15 protein-coding genes are annotated in these 19,985 nt (G+C 70.5%); 10 read left to right on the forward strand and 5 right to left on the reverse strand.

From position 1 onward, the window contains the following. The first annotated feature begins 156 nt into the window (after positions 1-156). The gene (locus tag ACGFWI_RS26085) at positions 157-2,310 is read left to right on the forward strand and encodes a SpoIIE family protein phosphatase (RefSeq protein WP_393908445.1); all 2,154 of its coding nucleotides are present in this window, start codon (positions 157-159) and stop codon (positions 2,308-2,310) included. Here ACGFWI_RS26085 and ACGFWI_RS26090 read toward each other — a convergent pair. The 3 genes from ACGFWI_RS26090 to ACGFWI_RS26100 form a co-directional block, all read right to left on the reverse strand. Then, positions 2,250-3,386: an AI-2E family transporter gene (locus ACGFWI_RS26090; protein ID WP_393908446.1), complete on the reverse strand. Its 1,137-nt coding sequence runs from the start codon at positions 3,384-3,386 to the stop codon at positions 2,250-2,252. The two genes, ACGFWI_RS26085 and ACGFWI_RS26090, sit on opposite strands and share 61 nt — an antisense overlap. Before the next feature lie 98 nt (positions 3,387-3,484). Then, the gene (locus ACGFWI_RS26095) at positions 3,485-4,438 is read right to left on the reverse strand and encodes a pirin family protein (RefSeq protein WP_393908447.1); all 954 of its coding nucleotides are present in this window, start codon (positions 4,436-4,438) and stop codon (positions 3,485-3,487) included. Between the two features lie 214 nt (positions 4,439-4,652). Further along, positions 4,653-5,126, reverse strand: coding sequence for an SseB family protein (locus ACGFWI_RS26100; RefSeq protein WP_393908448.1), 474 nt, complete (start codon positions 5,124-5,126; stop codon positions 4,653-4,655). A gap of 163 nt (positions 5,127-5,289) precedes the next feature. Between ACGFWI_RS26100 and ACGFWI_RS26105 the strand changes: the two genes are divergently transcribed. The 7 genes from ACGFWI_RS26105 (at position 5,290) to ACGFWI_RS26135 (ending at position 15,115) form a co-directional block, all read left to right on the forward strand. Then, positions 5,290-7,116, forward strand: a complete 1,827-nt coding sequence (locus ACGFWI_RS26105; protein ID WP_393908449.1) for an acyl-CoA dehydrogenase — start codon at positions 5,290-5,292, stop codon at positions 7,114-7,116. Positions 7,117-7,404: 288 nt separating this feature from the next. Continuing rightward, positions 7,405-8,700, forward strand: a complete 1,296-nt coding sequence (locus ACGFWI_RS26110; RefSeq protein ID WP_393908450.1) for a M18 family aminopeptidase — start codon at positions 7,405-7,407, stop codon at positions 8,698-8,700. Position 8,701: 1 nt separating this feature from the next. Continuing rightward, entirely contained in the window at positions 8,702-10,816 is a 2,115-nt protein-coding gene (locus tag ACGFWI_RS26115) for a BTAD domain-containing putative transcriptional regulator (protein ID WP_393908451.1), read from the forward strand. A gap of 164 nt (positions 10,817-10,980) precedes the next feature. Beyond that, complete coding sequence (locus ACGFWI_RS26120) at positions 10,981-11,805, forward strand: DUF4232 domain-containing protein (RefSeq protein WP_393908452.1); 825 nt, start codon at positions 10,981-10,983, stop codon at positions 11,803-11,805. 375 nt (positions 11,806-12,180) lie between these two features. Further along, the gene (locus ACGFWI_RS26125) at positions 12,181-13,203 is read left to right on the forward strand and encodes a hypothetical protein (RefSeq protein ID WP_393908453.1); all 1,023 of its coding nucleotides are present in this window, start codon (positions 12,181-12,183) and stop codon (positions 13,201-13,203) included. 157 nt (positions 13,204-13,360) lie between these two features. Next, positions 13,361-14,236: a helix-turn-helix domain-containing protein gene (locus ACGFWI_RS26130; protein WP_393908454.1), complete on the forward strand. Its 876-nt coding sequence runs from the start codon at positions 13,361-13,363 to the stop codon at positions 14,234-14,236. 225 nt (positions 14,237-14,461) lie between these two features. Further along, complete coding sequence (locus tag ACGFWI_RS26135) at positions 14,462-15,115, forward strand: DUF4232 domain-containing protein (RefSeq protein ID WP_393908455.1); 654 nt, start codon at positions 14,462-14,464, stop codon at positions 15,113-15,115. A gap of 70 nt (positions 15,116-15,185) precedes the next feature. Here ACGFWI_RS26135 and ACGFWI_RS26140 read toward each other — a convergent pair whose 3' ends face one another. Further along, a complete protein-coding gene (locus ACGFWI_RS26140; protein WP_393908456.1) occupies positions 15,186-16,994 on the reverse strand; it encodes an NHL domain-containing thioredoxin family protein in 1,809 nt (602 codons plus the stop codon). Positions 16,995-17,058: 64 nt separating this feature from the next. Between ACGFWI_RS26140 and ACGFWI_RS26145 the strand changes: the two genes are divergently transcribed. Both ACGFWI_RS26145 and ACGFWI_RS26150 read left to right on the forward strand, forming a co-directional pair. After that, a complete protein-coding gene (locus ACGFWI_RS26145) occupies positions 17,059-17,589 on the forward strand; it encodes an LURP-one-related/scramblase family protein (protein WP_393908457.1) in 531 nt (176 codons plus the stop codon). A 151-nt stretch (positions 17,590-17,740) separates the two neighbouring features. Then, positions 17,741-18,565: a maleylpyruvate isomerase family mycothiol-dependent enzyme gene (locus tag ACGFWI_RS26150; protein WP_393908458.1), complete on the forward strand. Its 825-nt coding sequence runs from the start codon at positions 17,741-17,743 to the stop codon at positions 18,563-18,565. Positions 18,566-18,723: 158 nt separating this feature from the next. On the opposite strand, the gene ACGFWI_RS26155 is transcribed toward ACGFWI_RS26150, so the two are convergent. Next, positions 18,724-19,977, reverse strand: a complete 1,254-nt coding sequence (locus ACGFWI_RS26155; RefSeq protein WP_393908479.1) for a nitrate/nitrite transporter — start codon at positions 19,975-19,977, stop codon at positions 18,724-18,726. Positions 19,978-19,985: the final 8 nt, after the last annotated feature.

Raw genomic sequence — 19,985 nt, forward strand, 5'->3', positions numbered from 1 at the left:
TTGACATAACCGCTCCAGGTTACCGTCCCGGCCCGCACGTCTTCGTTGACATATACGCATCAGCGTCGCCGGGAGCGGAGCGCGGCGTCCCGACTGGGACGATGGTCACGTCCGGCTCGCTGGTCGGGTCCCGCCAAACGCACATAAAGTGATGCAATGCGCACCGAGGATCTCCTGGCCGCCATCGCGACCGGCCTGTGGCGCTGGGACAACGCATCGGGACGGGTGACCCTCGACGCCGAAGCGGCCCGGCTGCTCGGCCTGCCCGCCGACCCGGTGGAGCTGACCGAGGCCGCGGTGCGCTCCCGTTTTCATCCCGTCGACTTCGCCGAGATCAACGGGATCGTGCAGCTCGCGGTCGCCGAGAAGACGCTCGCCGAGGCCCGGCTGCGCATCGTGGACGAGCGCGGGCGGGTGCAACGCATCGTCCGCTCCCGCTCCCGCCCCCGGGTCGTCGACGGCGGCTTCGAGCTGGTCGGAACCCTTCAGGAGGTGCCCGAGCCGCAGCCCGGGACCTCCGCCGCGCACACCCCGATAACCGGCGACTGGCGGCGTTCGCGCGAGGCGTTCCTGCTGGACGCGGGCCGGGGGCTGGCCGAGGCACGGTCCACCGCCGAGGTGCTGCGGGTCGCGGCCGGGCTGTCCATGCCCGGGTTCATGCCGGACGGACTGGCGGTCTTCGGCACCGAGGGCGACCGGCTGTCGGTCATCGGCCACCACGGCCACCACGGCGACGACGAGCGGCCGTTCGTCGCCATGACGCTGGAGACCGACTATCCGGCCGCCGAGGTCATCCGTACCGGCCGGGCCATCTATCTGCCCACCCCCGGGGACTACAGCCGCCGCTACCCCGGCACTTGGCCGCTGGCCGCCCGCTTCCGCCGTACGTCCTGGGCGTTCCTGCCGCTGGTCAACGCGGGCCGGACGATCGGCGCCTGGATGGCGGCGTTCGCCCAGCCGGTGGCGTTCACGCCCGACGAACGCTCGGTGCTGACCACCGTCGCCCGGATGCTGGCGCAGGCGCTGGCCAGGGCCGGTGTGCAGGAGGAGCAGCAAGAGCTGGCGCTGGGGCTGCAGCGCAGCATGATGCCGACGGTGCAGCCGGACATCCCGGGGATGACGGTTGCGGCCCGCTATGTCCCGACCGGCGGCGGGCTGGAGGTCGGCGGCGACTGGTACGACATGATCCCGCTGCCGTCCGGGCGGATCGCGCTGGTCATCGGGGATGTCCAGGGGCACGACGTACGGGCCGCGGGCCTGATGGGGCAGCTGCGGATCGCGCTGCGGGCCTACGCCTCCGAAGGCCATCACCCCGATGCGGTGCTCTCCCGTGCCTCCCGGTTTCTGGCCGGGATCAACGAGACCGAGCTCCGCGGCCACGGCGAGGATCAGCGCTTTGCGACCTGCCTCTACATCGAGGTGGATCCGGCGACGGGGCTGCTGGACATCGCACGGGCCGGCCACCCCGACCCGGCGATCCGGATGAGCGACGGCACGATGCTGGTCCGGCCCACCGCGGGCGGACTGCCGCTGGGCATCGTCCCGGACACCGACTACCCCACCACCCGGCTCGTCCTGGAGCCCGGCGAGACCATGATGGTGTGCACCGACGGACTGATCGAGACCGGCGGCCACGATCTGGAGACCGGCTGGGCACGCCTGCGCGACATCATCGAGACGCATGAGAACGGCGAGGACGGCGAGAGCCTGGAGCGGCTCGCCGACGCCCTGGTCCAGGCGGTGCACGGGCCCTCCTCGCACCACACCACCGGACCGCTGGTGGACCGCCGCGAGGACGACATCGCCGTGCTGCTGCTGAGCCGCGAGGGCGCCGGCTGCGGGATCGGGACCGGCGGCCTGCTCGCGCCACAGCCCGTACGGCGCACCGTGCTCTCCGTCGCGCAGGCCGAGCCGGAGCGGATAGCCGAGGCGCGCCGTCAGGTCCGTGACGTGCTGCACGACTGGGCCGACCCGGACCAGGTCGACTCGGCGGTGCTGATGGTCTCCGAGATGGTCACCAACGTCCTGCTGCACACCGACGGGGACGCGCTGTTGGTCGCCGAGATCACCGGCGAGCGAGGCGCCCGGCGCATCCGCGTCGATGTCGCGGACAGCAGCGACGAGCTGCCGCACCGCCGCTGCCCCGGCGAACTGGCGTCGTCGGGACGCGGTCTGCTGCTGCTGGAACTGCTGGCCGGGGCGTGGGGCGTGGATCCGCGCGGGGACGGCAAGTCGACATGGTTCGAGCTCTACGAGGACGCGGGGGACGCGGCGGGTCCGGTGTCACCGCAGTCCGGGCCCTCGGTGTAGTACACCCGCAGCTCGTGGAGCACTCCGGTGACGGCGGCGGTCAGTGGTACGGACAGCAGCATGCCGAGGATTCCGGCGACGCTGGCGCCCGCGGTGATCGCCAGCAGCACCGTCGCCGGATGCATATGGACCGTACGGCTCTGGATCATCGGCTGCAGTACATGCCCCTCCAGCACCTGCACGGCCAGGACGACGCCGAGCGCCCAGAGTGCGATCACAAAGCCACGGTCGGCCAGCGCCACGAGGATCGCCACGGTGCCGGAGATGAAGGCGCCGAGGTAGGGGATATAGGCGCCGACGAAGACCAGCGCGCCCAGCCCGACGGCGCCCGGCACCCGAAGGATCAGCAGTCCGACGGTGATGCAGATGGCGTCGATCAGGGCGATGAAGGTGGTGCCCCGCATAAAGCCCTCGATGGACTCGAAGCCGCGGCGGGCCATCCGCTCCAGCTGCGGTGCGGAGCTGCCGGGCGCCCAGTCGTTCAACGTGCGTACGGCCCTGTGGGAGTCGCGCAGGAAGAAAAAGGTCAGCAGCAGGGCCAGGACCGAGGCGGCGAGGAACTGACCGACCGCGCTGACCCCGGTCAGCAGCCCCGAGGCCGCGGTGCCGCCGAAATTGGTGACCAGTCCCTTGGATTTGGAGGCGAGATCGTCGAGCGATGTACCGGCCGCACCGAAGTGCTGGGAGAGGTCCTTGGCGGCTTGCCTGAGCGAGGAGATGATCTGGTCACCGGAGTCGACCAGCGCGTTGACGACGATGAACCCGGCACCGCCGACCACCACCACGAGGACGGCACAGGTCAGTCCGGCCGCCAGTGAACGGTTGAGCTTCATCGCCACCAGCCGCCGGTAGAGCGGTCCGAGCAGCCCGCTGCCGAGCAGTGCCAGCAGTACAGGCGTGACCGCCGCGCTCAGTTCGACGCACAGCCACACGACGAGGGCCACCACGGCCGCGATCAGCAGCCCCATCAGACACCAGGCCGCGGCACGGCGGGCCTGGACCGGCAGCAACGGCTGTGAGGGCAGTGGCCGTTCGGGCTCGGCGCCGCGCCCTGTTCCATCCGAATCGTTTTGCACCCCGACAGTCCACCATGGCCGGAGGCCCGGGTGCGGCCCCCGAAACGGGTCAGGGGCGGCGTTTCACGTGAAACACCGCCCCTGCTGCCGACATGACGTCAGCGCTCGTCGGCGGGGACCGTCCCGAGCCGGCCGGCCTGGAAGTCCTCGAAGGCCTGCGCCAGTTCGGCGTGGGTGTTCATCACGAACGGGCCGTAATGCATCATCGGCTCGCGGATCGGCAGCCCGCCCAGCAGCACCACCTCGAAGTTCGGACTGCGCGACTCCTGGGACTCGTCCGCCCGGATCGTGATCGAGTCACCGGAACCGAACACGACCGCCTGGCCCATACGGAACGGGCGTCCCTCCACACCGGCCGAGCCGCGTCCGGCCAGGCCGTAGGCGAGGGCGTTGAAGTCCTTGCGCCAGGGGAGGGTCAGCTCGGCGCCCGGGTTCACCGACACATGCATCATCGTGATCGGCGTATGCGTGATGCCCGGCCCGTTGTGGCCATCGATGTCACCGGCGATCAGCCGCAGCAGCGCGCCGCCGTCACCCGAGGTCAGCAGCTTGACCTGGCCGCCACCGATGTCCTGGTAGCGGGGGGCCATCATCTTGTCGCTCTTCGGCAGGTTCACCCACAGCTGGAGGCCGTGGAAGAGACCGCCGGACATGACGAGCGACTCCGGCGGCGCCTCGATGTGCAGCAGGCCCGAGCCGGCCGTCATCCACTGGGTGTCGCCGTCATTGATGACGCCGCCGCCGCCGTGCGAGTCACGGTGCACGAAGGTGCCGTCGATCAGATACGTCACCGTCTCGAAGCCGCGGTGCGGGTGCCAGGGCGTGCCCTTGGGCTCTCCTGGCGCGTACTCCACCTCGCCCATCTGGTCCATCATGATGAACGGGTCGAGGTGCTTGTAGTCGATGCCGGCGAACGCCCGGCGCACCGGGAAGCCCTCGCCCTCGAAACCGCTCGGAGCGGTGGCAACGGCCAGCACGGGGCGGGCGTGCGCCGCGACGGGCGCCGCCACACGCGGCAGGGTCAGCGGGTTCTCAACGGTCACAGCGGGCATGACGGCCTCCTCGGTCGTTCGCTCAACTTAGTTGAATGGTGAACAATCTGCAAGGCGTGCGGCATTCCCGCGCGTATTTCCGCAGGTCGAAGGGGGTTGATCCGGCCCGGCTCAGCCCCCGGACCGAGACACACATCGGGCCGGCCCCACTCCCGGGACCGGCCCTCGACTCAGCCGCAGCGGCGGCCATCAGCCATCTGCACAGCAGTGGCGGTCAGCCATACATGCGCCGCATCGCGAAGTCGACCATCTCCTCCACGGCCTTCGCATCGAAGACCATCCGGTGATCACCCTCCATGTCGAGGACGAACCCGTAGCCGGTCGGCAGCAGGTCGAGCACCTCGGCACCGGTGATCACGAAGTACTTGGACTCCTTGCCCGCATACCGCCGCAGCTCCTTGAGGGAGGTGAACATCGGGATCACCGGCTGCTGGGTGTTGTGCAGCGCCAGGAAGCCGGGGTTGTCACCACGCGGGCAGTAGATCTTGGACGTGGAGAAGATGCCCTGGAAGTCCTCTGCCGACGTCGAGCCGGTGGTGAAGGCGCGCACCGCATCGGCGAGGGAGGGCGGGGACGGCTCGGGATACAGCGGCTGTTCGCCGTAGCTCCCGGGGGCCGGTTGCTGCGGCGGGGGCGGCGCTCCGTATTGCTGCTGCCCGGCACCCGCGTTCTGGTCGTAGCCGTACATGCGCCACAGCGTACTGAGTCGGCGATCCGTCGGGGGACGCTCGTCACAGATGGGCGGTAGGGGTTGATTCTTATTACCGGTGGGTAGCATCATCGTAGGCACTTGCTACTTGCTGGTATTGCGTTTGAGGTCCTCCCTCCCGAACCCTTACGGAGCCGTATCCATGGGGCACTACAAGTCGAATCTCCGCGACATCGAGTTCAACCTCTTCGAGGTGCTCGGCCGTGACAGCGTGTACGGCACCGGACCGTTCGCGGAGATGGATGTCGACACCGCCAAGAGCGTGCTGTCCGAGATCGCCCGGCTGTCCGAGAACGAACTGGCCGAGTCGTTCGCCGACGCCGACCGCAACCCGCCGGTCTTCGACCCGGACACCAACACCGCTCCGGTTCCGGACACGTTCAAGAAGAGCTACCAGGCCTTCATGGACGCCGAGTGGTGGCGTCTGGGCATCCCGGAGGAGCTCGGCGGCACCACCGCGCCCCGCTCCCTGCTCTGGGGCTTCGCCGAGACGATCCTGGGCGCCAACCCGGCCGTGTGGATGTACGCCTCCGGCCCCGCCTTCGCCGGCGTCCTCCACGAGGAGGGCACCGAGGAGCAGCACCGCATAGCCCAGCTGATGGTGGACAAGCAGTGGGGCTCCACGATGGTGCTCACCGAGCCGGACGCCGGTTCGGACGTCGGCGCCGGCCGCACCAAGGCCGTGCAGCAGGAGGACGGCTCCTGGCACATCGAGGGCGTCAAGCGCTTCATCACCTCCGGTGAGCACGACATGTCCGAGAACATCGTGCACTTCGTCCTCGCCCGCCCCGAGGGTGCCGGTCCGGGCACCAAGGGCCTGTCGCTCTTCATCGTGCCGAAGTACGACTTCGACTGGGAGACCGGCGAGCTGGGCGAGCGCAACGGCGCCTACGCCACCAACGTCGAGCACAAGATGGGCCTGAAGGCCTCCAACACCTGCGAGATGACCTTCGGCGCCAACCACCCGGCCAAGGGCTGGCTGCTCGGCGAGAAGCACGACGGCATCCGCCAGATGTTCAAGATCATCGAGTTCGCCCGGATGATGGTCGGCACGAAGGCCATCGCCACCCTCTCCACCGGCTACCTCAACGCGCTGGAGTACGCCAAGGAGCGGGTGCAGGGTCCGGACCTGGCGGCCTTCACCGACAAGACCGCCCCGCGCGTCGCCATCACCCACCACCCCGACGTGCGCCGCTCGCTGATGACGCAGAAGGCGTACGTCGAGGGCATGCGCGCCCTGGTGCTCTACACCGCGACGGTTCAGGACGACATCCTCGTCCAGGAGGCCGCGGGCGAGGACGCGAGCGCCGCGATCCGCCTCAACGACCTGCTGCTGCCGATCGTCAAGGGCTACGGCTCGGAGAAGTCCTACGAGCAGCTGGCGCAGTCGCTGCAGACCTTCGGTGGCTCCGGGTACCTCCAGGAGTACCCGATCGAGCAGTACATCCGGGACGCCAAGATCGACACCCTCTACGAGGGCACCACCGCGATCCAGGGCCAGGACTTCTTCTTCCGGAAGATCGTCCGCGACCAGGGCCAGGCGCTCACCGCCCTCTCCGACGAGATCAAGAAGTTCCTCGCCGACAACCTCGGCGGCGAGGAGCTGGAGCAGGCCCGCGGCGAGCTGGCCAAGGCGGCCGCCGACCTGGAGGCGATCGTCGGCGCCATGCTGACCGACCTCGCGGCGACCGAGAAGGACGTCAAGTCCATCTACAAGGTCGGTCTGAACACCACCCGCGTGCTGCTGGCCTCCGGCGATGTCGTCATCGGCTACCTCCTGCTCAAGGGCGCGGCCGTGGCCGCCGAGAAGCTGGCCGGCGCCTCGGCGAAGGACAAGGCCTTCTACACCGGCAAGATCGCCGCGGCGAAGTTCTTCGCGCACAACGTCCTGCCGAATGTCAGCGTCCAGCGTGGTCTGGCCGAGTCCGTCGACCAGTCGCTGATGGAGCTCGACGAGGCCGCGTTCTAGGAGCGGGTTTCCGCAACCCGCCGCGGCGGCCGGTCTCAGAGTTCTCTCAGATTGACCGTCCAGACTGATGGCGCCCGCCTCTCTTCCCCCGGAGAGGCGGGCTTCGTCATGTCCGGCAGGCAACAGGGCCGTACGGGCCGGTGCGCGGCCCGCACATCGCGGCACCGACCGGAATCCCCCGCTCCAGGGGGCTTTTCGGTCCCGAATACTGAAATCCTGGCCGGAAGGGAGCGGAGTCACGATGCAGGCGCACGGGGAATGCGGGGTCCGGCTCCTTATGCTGAATCCATGACCAACTCCGCCCGCTTCGATCGCGGCCACACCGACGACCTGATGTCCTTCCTCGCCGCCAGTCCGTCGCCCTACCACGCGGTGGCGAATGCGGCGGAGCGGCTGGAGAAGGCCGGGTTCCGGCAGGTCGCCGAGGTCGATGAATGGGACGGCGGGACCGGCGGGAAGTATGTGCTGCGCGGCGGCGCGCTCATCGCCTGGTACGTGCCCGAGGGTGCGAGCGCCTCGACTCCGTACCGAATTGTCGGAGCTCACACCGACTCTCCCAATTTGCGCGTCAAGCCGATTCCGGACACCGGATCCCGCGGCTGGCAGCAGATCGCCGTCGAGATCTACGGCGGCACGCTGCTCAACACCTGGCTCGACCGGGACCTGGGGCTGAGCGGGCGGGTGACGCTCGCGGACGGCAGCCACCGCCTCGTCCATGTCGACCGGGCGTTGCTGAGAGTGCCTCAGCTGGCCGTGCACCTCGACCGCTCGGTGAACGCCGACGGCCTGAAGCTGGACAAGCAGCGGCACATGACACCGATCTGGGGCCTGGGCGAGGTGGCCGAGGGCGATCTGATCGCCTTCGTCGCCGAGGAGACCGGCATCCAGGCCGGCGACATCAAGGGCTGGGACCTGATGGTGCACAGCATCGAGGCGCCCGCCTATCTGGGCCGCAACCGCGAGCTGGTGGCCGGTCCACGGATGGACAACCTGCTCTCCGTACACGCCGGGACGGCCGCGCTCACCGCCGCGGCGGCCGCCGGCAGCAAACTGACCGGCATTCCGGTGCTGGCCGCCTTCGACCACGAGGAGAACGGCAGCCAGTCCGACACCGGCGCGGACGGGCCGCTGCTCGGCACGGTCCTGGAGCGCTCGGTCTTCGCCCGCGGCGGCTCCTACGAGGACCGGGCGCGGGCCTTCGCCGGCACCATCTGCCTGTCGTCCGACACCGGACACGCCGTGCACCCCAACTACAGCGAACGGCATGAGCCGGGGCACCACCCGATGCCCAACGGCGGGCCGATTCTCAAGGTCAATGTCAATCAGCGCTATGCGACGGACGGCAGCGGACGGGCCGTCTTCGCGGCGGCCTGCGAGCGGGCCGCGGTCCCGTGGCAGAGTTTTGTGTCCAACAACTCGATGCCGTGCGGGACCACCATCGGGCCGATCACCGCGGCCCGGCACGGCATCGCCACGGTCGACATCGGCGTGGCGATCCTGTCCATGCACTCGGCACGCGAGCTGTGCGGCGCCGAGGACCCTTATCTGCTGGCGAACGCCCTGACAGCCTTCTTGGAGGGCTGAGTTGGAATTCTCACTGCTCGGTCCGATCGCCGTGACGACCGGCTCCGCGGAGCTGTCGCTCGGGCCCGCCAAACGGCGCAGTGTGCTGGCGCTGCTGTTGCTGCAGCCCAACACCACCGTCCCACTGGAGCAGTTGATCGACTCCCTGTGGGAGGACGAGCCACCCGAACACGCCCGTACCGTCGTCCAGGGACATGTCTCGCGGCTGCGCGCCACCCTCGCCGAGGGCGGTGCGGAGGCGTACGGCATCGAGCTCACCACCCATGGCTCCGCCTATCTGCTGCGGCTGCCGGAGGAGCTGATCGACGCCCACCGCTTCGGTGAGCTGGTGGCACTGGCGCGCCCCGAGGCGGCGCCGGCCGATGCCGTACCGCTGCTGCGCGAGGCGCTGGGGCTGTGGCGCGGGCCCGCGCTGACCGGCACGGTCACCAGCCCGCCGTTCGCGGCCGCCGCGCATGCGCTGGAGGAGCGCCGGCTGACGGCCGTGGAGGCGCTGGGGCGGGCGCACGGCGCGCTCGGCGAGCATGAACAGGCCGCCGCCATCCTCTACTCCGCGGCCGTCAACCACCCCTTGCGGGAAGGCCTGATCGCCGGGCTGATGCGGGCGCTGTTCCATACGGGGCGGCAGTCCGATGCGCTGGAGTGGTTCCATCGCACCCGCCGGCTGCTCAACGAGGAGCTGGGTGTCGATCCCGGCGAGCGGCTGCGCGGCGCGTACGAGGAGATTCTGCGGGCGGAGGCGGCCGGCGGGGGACGGACGGGCGCGGCGAAACCTGCGGGCGGGGCGCGTGCAGCGGGCTCCGCTCCGGGTGGGGCGCCGTCCGGAGCGGCTCGTTCCGGGACGGTTTCCGGAGGCGGGCGCCCCGGGGCTGCCGGAGCGGACCGTTCCGCAACGGGCGGTGGGTCACGGCCCGTTGATGGTGAAGGGCGGGCACCCGTCCCGGGGGCGGACGGCAGCGATGAGGCGCGCGGTGGCCCTGGTGCGCCAGGTGCCGACGGGTCGGGGACAGGCGCGACGGACGGCGTTCATGACGGGTCCGGCTCCGGGCGGGCCGGTGCGGCACCGCGGCTGCTGCCCCGTCCACCGGCCCGCTTCCTGGGCCGGGAAGATCAACTCTCCGCACTCACCGCGGTGCTGACGGATCGTACGACGGGCGAGAGCCCGCTCGTGGTGGTGGCGGGACCGGCCGGCGTCGGCAAGACCGCCTGCGCCGTGCAGTGGGCGCATCTGCACGCCGGGGCCTTCCCCGACGGGCAGCTCTTCGCCGATCTGCGGGGCTTCGGCGAGGGCGACGAGGCACCGCCGGCCGAGATTCTGCGCGACTTCCTGCTGGCGCTCGGCACTCCGCCGGAGCGGGTGCCCGGCTCGGCGCAGGCCGCCTCGGCACTGTTCAGGTCGCTGGTCGCGGAGCGCCGGCTGCTGGTCGTCCTCGACAACGCCCGCAGCTCGGCGCAGGTACGGCCGCTGCTGCCCGGTGGCCCGCACTGCGCCACGGTCGTCACGAGCCGCAGCCGTCTCGACGGGCTGGTCGCCACCGACTGCGCCCGGCCGGTCGGTCTCCAGACGCTCGGCCACGAGGAGGGCGCGGCGCTGCTCGGCGCCATGCTGGGCCCGGAGCGGGTCGCCGAGGACCCGGCCGCCGCGCGGGAACTGGTCGACCTGTGCGACGGTCTGCCGCTGGCGCTGCGGGCCGCGGCCGCCCAGCTGACCGCCCGGCCGCGCTGGCGGCTGGCCCGGCTGGCGGCGGCGCTGCGCGACGAACGGCGGCGACTGGCGCTGCTGTCGGCGGAGGACACCGGCATCGCGGCGGCGCTGCGGATGTCCGTCGCCCGGTTGTCGGCGGACGATGCCCGGCTGCTCAGCGCGCTGGCGACCAGCGCGGACGGGCACCTCAACGCATCGTTGGCGGCCGCGCTCGCCGGGTACGACCCGGAGCGCACCCAGGACGGTCTGGACCGGCTCACGGAGATGCATCTGGTGGACGAAGAGGCCACCGATGTCTACACGATCAGCACGCTGACGCAGTTGTTCGCGCGAGATGAGCGCGGTGAGAGCGGCGAGGAGGGCACCAGCGGAACGGGTGACGGGAGCAAGGGGAGTGACGGCAGCGGCTGAGCCGTCGCCGGGCGCCCCGCCCCGGGCGCGGGAGCGTTAGGCGCACGTTAGTGGCACGGCAGCGGCGAGCGGCAATCTGGTGGTCGGCCGCAGGACAGAGCACAGGCCGGACCGCAGGACGTACCGCAGGCGCGGTGCGGACCACCGACCGGGGGAGACCGGAAATGCCGTCCAGCCACGCCCACTCCGAAGCAGTCATCGAGACCGGCGCCAGGACCGCCATCGGCGCCCCTCGTGGGTCCCGTACCGTCCGCCGCCGTACGCTCCGGATCGCCGCGGCCGGGCTGACCGCCGCCGCCGCGCTCACCCTCACCGCCTGCGGCGGCCAGGACAACCCGCTCAAGACCAGCGCCGCGAAGCCGTTCAACCCGGCGCCCCAGGACTCCAAGACCCCGGCGGCGCAGGGTGAGGATGCCGCGCAGGGCGGCAAGCGGACCGACGGCGGCCGGACGGAGCAGGCGTCCGCGGGGCATGGCGGCAACGGCACCGGAACGGGTGCGGGGACGACGACCGGGGCGGGCACGCACCGCGCGGACAAGTCCGGCGGCGCCCCCGGCGTCCGGCACACCGCCTGCGACGCCGCGAAGATCCGCATCGTCGCCAAGCCGCTGAAGCGGCCGGTCAACCACCTTCTGCTGGCGGCCACCAACACCTCCGGCGCCACCTGCGACCTCTACTACGCCCCCTCTCTGCGGTTCGGCGAGGCGCAGTCCCCGCTCGCCGAACTGCCGGACAGCAGGCCGCAGGCCGTGGTCACCCTCGCCCCCGGCGAGTCCGGCTACGCCGGCGTGCTGACCTCGTCCGCCGACGGCTCCGGCCGCAACGGCCACACCGTGACCTCGCTGTCGGTCAGCCTCCCCGGCCGCGACGGCAAGGGCAGCATCGGCGGCTCGGCGGCGGTGGCTCTCCCCGGAGGCAAGACGTACCTCGATGACAGCGCGTGGGTGACGTACTGGCAGTCGGACGCGAGCGCGGCAGCGGCCTGGTGAGCCGCGTCCGGTGCTCCGGAGTCCGGCCGACTCAAGGCCGGCGATCGGCCTCCTGACAGGCCGTCGACCACGGCCCGGGCCGAGGCCACCGACGCCACCGACGCGAAGACCTCCTGAACCAGGGCGCCCGCAATCCCCCAGCGGGCGCCCTTTCGCGTGCCCGGCGTCCCGTCATGTCTCATGCAGCGGCCCGCCCTGTCCCGGGCTTCCCCCCTCTCCGCAGGTCACAGCCGTGTGCACGGTCGGGACATCTCATGGGACGAGGAACCTCCGGCCGGCCCCCGGGCCCCGCTCGACGATGGATTCCGTCGCCGCGAGCAGACCATCCGGCGGCTCACCGAGCGGCCAACCGGCCGCCTACGGAGGGGAATCGGCATGTCCGAGCACAGCACCACGCACCCGGCAGACAGCACAACACCCGCGACCCACCAAGCGCCCACGGGCCACAAGCGGTCGCCGTTCCGCAGGACCCTCCTGCGCACGGTGCTGCCCACGGTTGCCGCGGCCGGTATCGGCGTCGCCGGGTTCGCGGGGCTCGCCCATGGCAGTCAGGCGGCCCCTGCGACGGCCGCCGACGGGCACTCAGCGGCTGTCGCCCAGCTCTCCCGCGACACCTCCACCACCGGCTCCACCCTCACCGCTCACACCGCGAGCGCCGGTTCCGCACGGCAGGCCGCGGCCGCCGACTTCCCCACCTGGGGCACCCGTTGGGTGGTGCACGCCACCGCGGACAGCAACTCCCCCGCCGTCGGAATGATCAACAAGACGGCTCCGGGACAGGACCGGATCACTGCCGACTACCAGGTCGACACCGGCCACAAGGTCTGCGAGGGCAGCACCTGCTCGACGTTCATGGCGCACCTCACCGGGCCGGTCAGCGGCTTCCTCAGCGTGGTCGCGGTGGACATCCCACAGGACCGGCTGCCGGGCGTGCCGGTCCAGGGCGGCGGCGGGCAGCCGCAGCCCGGCGGCTCCCGTCAGGACATGCTCAACCGCGCCGCCACCTGGCTGACCGCCAACAACGGTGCCCAGGTGCCGTACAGCCAGGCCAAGACCTGGAAGGACGGCTACCGCCAGGACTGCTCGGGCTACGCCTCGATGGCGCTCGGGCTGCCGACGCCCGGCACCAACACCGTGGGCCTGGCCACCAACCGCAACATCACCCGGCCCCTCTCGCTGGGCGAGCTCAAGCCCGGTGACCTGCTCATCGACGCGGCCGGCGACAACAACACCCGGCATGTCGTGATCTTCGAGAAGTGGAACAACGACGCGCACTCCTCGTACACCGCCTACGAGCAGCGCGGCGGCCACGGCACCGACCACCGGACGCTGACCTACGGACTGCCCGGCGGTGACGCCGAGTTCAAGCCCTACCGTCCCGTGAAGTTCGGCGACTGACCCCGTTCCGGGGCACGAGGCCTGACGCAGGACCGCACGCTGTTTCACGTGAAACGTCACCATCTGATCCGGGACCGATCCGGATCGTGTAACGAGGGGCACTTCCGCCACAGGGGAGCGGAGGTGCCCCTCGCGCGCGCATGTCCGCTGTGCTGAAATGCGAGATGTGCCTGGCAATCAGAACCACGGCGCCCATGTCCGCCGTAAGCCGTTAGCCCCTCTACCCGACGAACTCTCCGGCCCCGTACGCGACTTCGTCGCCGGCCTGCGCCGTATGCACGGCGAACTCGGATACAGCCTCAAGGAGTTGGAGGGCCGCCTGCCCGCCAGCCGCTCGTCCCTCTCACGCTATCTGCGCGGTCAGAGCCTGCCGGACGAACGGCTGCTGGTGCAGTGGTGCAAGCTCTCCTTCACCGGTGAGGACCGGCTGCCCGCACTTGTCGAACTGCTGCATCGCGCGCTGGAGGCGGCGGACGCGGGCGAGCAGGAAGCGGCGGAGCGGGACGGTGTGCCCGAGGCGGGGACCGAGGCCGGTGCGGAAGCCGGGGACACCTCGACGGCCGGACGGCGTCGGCTGCGGCTGGTGCTCACCGCACTCGGGGCCGCCGTGGTGGCCGCCGCAGTGGCATGGGCCGTACCGGCGCTGACCGGCCCGGACGGCGCGTCGGACGGCGGCGACGGCCGGGCGCAGGGCTCACAGGCCGCGGCATCGGCCACCGGGTCCGCCCGGATCACCGTCCACAACGTCGAACGGGACTGCCAGCACCGGCGCACCGAGAACTGCGCACTCGGCCTGGCCCGCGACCCGTACCGGCTCTATCGCCGCTCCAACATCGTGGGGCACATCTGGCACGGCGATGTGCTGCGCGCCGTCTGCCGGATCGCCAATGGGGTCTCGGTCACCGACGAGGTGGGCGGGCACAGCAGCATCTGGTTCCGGGTTGATCACGACGGCAAACAGGTGTGGGTGCCGGGTATCCGAATTCGCCCGGAACAGCTGGAAAACACCGAGCTGCCCAGCTGCCCGGACTGATCTCCGGCACCTGCCGCGGGGCGATCCCGACCCGGCCACAAGCTGATCTTCACCCCGTGCCACGGACTGATCTTGACTTCGTACGACCCATCTGACCTGCTATGACGCCACTTCGGCACCGGGCACGTCGAACCCGCCCTGGCGCATCGACCGGCAATGGATATCGTGGCCGTGCCATGACAGACACACCTCGCTGACTGCAGCACTCCACTGGGGGAACCACCCATGACCGCACGCCGCTCCCGCAGCCGCTCCGCCGCGTACGCCGCACTGGCCCTCGGACTGGCCGGTTCGCTCGCGCTGACCGGTTGCAAGAGCCACTCCTCGAAGAAGTCGAAGAAGTCCTCCTCCTCGTCTTCCAAGAGCAAGAAGCGCAGGATCATCGGCGGGGGTGCGGCCGCAGCGGGCGCGGGGGCAGGGGCGGCGTCCCGGCGGGTGCCCGACTGCTACCCCAGCACCTACAAGGTCACGTTCTCCCAGCAGACCGGCCCGAAGAGCCATGTGGCAGTGAAGTTCAGGAACTCCACCAGCCGCGACTGCAAGCTCTACAACGCGCCGCTGCTGCGCTTCAACAACGCCAAGAGCCCGCTGCCCCTGCTGCAGGGCACGCCCGGCCACCTCGACGGCACCCGCATCACCGTGCCCGCCCACGGTTACGCCTACGCGGTCATCCCGACCAACACCGCGGCCACCAAGGGCACCGAGCAGAAGTCGGTGACCATCGACTTCATGGGCATCTCGGCGAGCTCCGTCACGCACGGTCCGGTCACCGTCAACTTCCCGGAGAAGCGGCTCCACATCTCCGTCGGCAAGAGCAAGGTCACCAACTGGAGCTCGAGCATCCACGGGGCCCAGCTGGCGGGCGGCGTCGGGAACTAACCCGCCGCCCCTCCGGCCCCCACCGGCCGGCCTCGTCCCGGGCCCGGCCGACGGGCCCGGGATCTCGCTCCTACTCGGCGTCCAGCCCCGCCAGGACGAGCCCCAGCCGGGCCACCCCGCCCTCGGCGATCTCGACCGGGACGCCCCAGTCCTGCTGGTGCACATGGCAGGCGGGGTACTCGATGTCCGGGGCGTCGTCGCAGGACGCGGCCATCGCCGAGACATGCAGCACACCCTCGGTCACGCCGTCCGCGAGCACCAGATCGCGCGCGAGATCGGTGCCCGCCCCCGCGCCGTCGGCGAGCAGCTCCGGCGGCGTCGCGCTGACCAGCAGCCGCGTCGAGGGGCCGTAACGGGTGTCGAGCTTCTGGCCCACCGGGGCCTGGAAGACCACGTCCAGCCGCAGCGCGCCCGGGGCGACCTCGGTGGCCGCGCGCTGGGTGCGGTGCGCCACCGACTCGACACGGATCGCCTCCTCGGGCAGCCGCAGCCGGGTCAGCCGGTGCCGCGCCGACTCCACCACCACGATGTCGTCGTCGACGAGCACCGCGGCGGACGGCTCGCGCAGATCCGTCGCCAGCGTCGTCACCTCGCCGTTCGCGGGGTCGAAGCGGCGCAGTGCGTGGTTGTAGGTGTCCGCGACGGCGACCGAGCCGTCGGGCAGGGCGGTCACGCCCAGCGGGTGCTGCAGCAGCGCCTGGCCGGCGGCGCCGTCGCGGTGCCCGAAGTCGAAGAGGCCGGTACCGACGGCCGTACGGATGGCATATCCGTCACCCGCTTCGGCGGGCTCCACCCAACGGACCGCGCTGGTCTCCGAGTCCGCGATCCACAGCCGGTCGCCGGCCGCCGCGAGGCCGGACGGCTGGGCGAACCACGCCTCGGCGGCCGGGCCGTCCACCAGGCCCTCATTGGTCGTGCCGGCCGCGACCTCGACCGTCCCGGCGGCCGGGTCGTAGGTCCAGAGCTGGTGCACCCCGGCCATCGCGATCCACAGCCGGTCCTGCCACCACGCGATGTCCCACGGCGAGGAGAGATCCACCTCACGTGCCGGTCCGGAGGTCGGCGAGCCCTGCCACCACTGCTTGCCGGTACCGGCCACCGTCTCCAGCGCACCGGTCTCCGGGTCGAAGACGCGGATGGCGTGGTTGACGGTGTCCGCGACGGCCACCCGGCCGTCGGGCAGCAGCGCCAGGCCCTGCGGTTCATTGAAGGAGTCCGGCGTCAGACCGCGCTCGCCGGTGCCGATCCGGCGCAGCACCTGCTCGCCGTCCGCGGCCAGCTCCACCAGCTGATGCCGGGTGGTGTCCGAGACCAGGAAGCTGCCCGCGGGCAGCCGGACCGCCTTGCCGGGGAAGCGCAGATCGGTGGCGACCGGCTCCGGCGGTACGTAGGGGCCGTCGCCGCGGCGCAGGGTGCCCTTCGCCGCGTGCTCGGCCTCCAGCTCCTCGACGAGCTTCTCGATGGCGTGCGCATGGCCCTCGCCGGCGTGCTGGGCGACGACATACCCCTCGGGGTCGATCACCACGAGCGTCGGCCAGGCCCGCACCGCGTACTGCTTCCACGTGGCGAGCTCGGGGTCGTCGAGGACCGGGTGCTCGACCCCGTAGCGCTCCACCGCATCGACGACCGCCTGGTGCTCGGCCTCGTGCACAAACTTCGGGGAGTGCACACCGACGATCACGACGGTGTCGCGGTGCCGCTCCTCCAGCTCCCGCAGCTCGTCCAGGACATGCAGACAATTCACACAGCAAAAGGTCCAGAAATCCAGGACGACTATGCGTCCTCGCAGGTCAGCGAGGGTGAGATCCTTGTTACCGGTGTTCAGCCAGCCACCCTTGCCGATCAGCTCGGGGGCGCGGACGCGTGCACGTGAAGCCATGTGCACATTCAACGTCACTCCGGTGCGTGCGCATTCCGCAGGTCCCCGGGGGAACACGTCAGCCATGCAGCAATCTCCCGGGGGGCCGCCCCCGCACACGGGCAAGTACGTGGTTCGCGACCGCATCTTCGGCATCGGCGACGACTACTGGATCGACGACGAGCACGGGCGGCACGCCTTCCTCGTGGACGGGAAGGCGCTGCGGCTGCGGGAGACCTTCGAGCTGAAGGACACCGAGCGGCGGGTGCTGATCACCATCCGCAAGAAGATGCTCAGCCTGCGCGACACGATGACCATCGAGCGGGATGACAAGCCGCTGGCCACGATCAAGCGCAAGCGCCTCTCGCTGCTGCGCAACCACTATCGCGTCGAGCTGGTGGACGGCACCGAGCTGGATGTCAGCGGAAAGATCCTGGACCGGGAGTTCGCGATCGAGTACGACGGCGAACTGCTCGCGGAGATCTCGCGGCGCTGGCTGACCGTGCGCGACACCTATGCGGTCAATGTCGTACGCGACGATGCGGATCCGCCGCTGCTGATCGCCATCGCGGTGTGTGTGATCCGGCTTGCGGAGCGGGAGCGCGGGGACGACTGAGGAGCGGGCTTCCCGGCCGTACGGCGCACCCCTCTGCGGCCCGGGTACATCGGCCTACGATGGTCACCCGAAAGCACTGCCGGGGTGCCCGTGCGCAGCGTAACTTAACTGCACAGAAAGCAGCCCGCGTACGAACCGTCCGAGGGGTCCCGTGACCGTCCATTCCAGCCTTCAGTCCTCCATCGATGCCTGGACTCACTCCATAGAAGCGATAACCGAGCTGGTCACTCCGCTCGTCGAAGGCGAGTGGAACAGGGCGACGGGCCTCCCAGGATGGTCTGTTCGCGATGTGGTCTCCCATGTCATCGGCCTGGAATGCGAAATGCTGGGCGACCCGCGGCCGATCCATACGCTGCCGCGCGATCTCTACCACGTACGCAGCGAGTCGGCCCGACGCATGGAGGTGCAGGTCGACGTCCGCCGGCACCACACCGCGCCCGAGATGCTCAGCGAACTCGAATACACCGTCATCCGCCGCTCCCGGCAGCTGCGCAACGAGTCCCGCCAGCCGGACGCCGTCGTGCACAGCCCGCTCGGTGAGGACCGGTCGCTGGAATTCGTGCTGCAGCAGCGGGCGTTCGACGTCTGGGTCCACGAGCAGGACCTGCGCCGGGCACTGGGCAAGCCCGGCAATCTCGACTCCCCCGGCGCTTATGTGACCCGCGATCTGCTGGTGAAGGTGCTGCCCGGCATCGTGGCCAAGAGGGCCCAGGCGCCCGCCGATTCGGCGGTGGTCTTCGATGTCAACGGACCGCTGGAATTCCTGCGCACGGTCCGCCTCGACGCCGAGGGGAACGCCACGATCGACGGCAGTGTCTCGCTCGGCCCGACCGTGACACTCGCCCTGGACTGGGACACCTTCCATCTGCTGGCCTGCGGCCGGGTCCGCCCGTCGGCCGTCGCCGAGCAGATCAAGGTCGACGGCGACGATGAGCTGGCACGGGCGATCCTGGACAACTTCGCCATCACGCCGTAGCGGGGAGGTTTCCGGTGGGGGCCACCTCACCCGATGCCCGAACCGTCGGCCCGGCCGGCCCACGAGGAGTTGGCCCCGGAGTGAGCCGTTTCACGTGAAACAGCCCTGTCCGTTCCACGTGAAACGGACCCGGCCGCCGACCGCTCGGCCCGCGAGCCTCACGCCGGAACGTGGACCGCCTCGACCCGGCTGACCACCAGCCGTTCGCGCTCGCGCCGTGCCGCACGCCGACGCAGCCGCAGGATCTGCGAGACGCCGGTCGCCTCCAGAACGAAGATCGAGGCGAAGGCGATCCGGTAGTTGTCGCCGGTCGCGTCCAGCAGGACGCCGATGGCGAGCAGCGTCGTCATCGAGGCCGTGAAGCCGCCCATGTTGACGATGCCGGAGGCGGTGCCCTGACGCTCCGGCGGGTTGGCGGGCCGCGCGAAGTCGAAGCCGATCATCGAGGCGGGGCCGCAGGCACCCAGCACCGCACACAGTACGATCAGCAGCCCCATCGGCGCATGATCGGCCGGCCAGCACAGGACGATCGCCCACATCAGAGCCGTCGCGCCGACGGTGCTCAGTGCCAGCGGCGTGCGGGCCGCGTGGTGGCGGGCGATGATCTGGCCGTAGATCAGGCCCACCGCCATGTTGGAGAGCACCACGAGGGTGAGCAGTTCACCGGCGGTGCCACGCGACAGACCCTGCGACTCGACGAGGAACGGCAGGCCCCAGAGCAGCAGGAACACCATCGCGGGGAACTGGGTGGTGAAGTGCACCCACATCCCCAGCCGGGTACCGGGCTCACGCCAGGCGTCCACGATCTGCCGGCGCACGAACCCGGCGCCGGTGTGCTCGGCGGAGGGGGGCGGCGGCTCGAAGCCCTTGGGGTGATCTGTGAGGAAGAGCAGCAGCACGATCAGCACGACGATGCCGCCGACGGCGCTGGAGGCGAAGGTCGGGGTCCAGCCGAAGGTGTGCAGGAAACGGGCGAGGACGAGCGTGGAGATCAGATTCCCCGCCATGCCCACGAGCGCGGCGATCTGCGCGATGAACGGGCCACGGCGGGCCGGGAACCACCGGGAGCCCAGCCGCAGCACGCTGATGAAGGTCATCGCATCCCCACAGCCGAGCAGCGCACGCGAGCCGAGCGCCATCGCGTACGACGAGGAGAGCGCAAAGCCGAACTGGCCGACGGTATAGAGCACCACGCCGAGGGTCAGCACCTTCTTGGCGCCGAGCCGGTCGACCATCAGGCCGACGGGGATCTGCATCCCCGCGTACACCAACAGCTGAAGGATGGAGAACGTCGACAGCGCCGAGGCGTTGATGTGGAAGCGCTCGGCGGCGTCTAGGCCTGCCACACCGAGGCTGGTGCGGTAGGTGATCGCGACGAAGTAGACCGCAACGCCGATGCCCCAGACGGCCATTGCCTTAC

It is taken from the genome of Streptomyces sp. NPDC048434 (genome assembly GCF_043200375.1).
Taxonomy (GTDB): domain Bacteria; phylum Actinomycetota; class Actinomycetes; order Streptomycetales; family Streptomycetaceae; genus Streptomyces.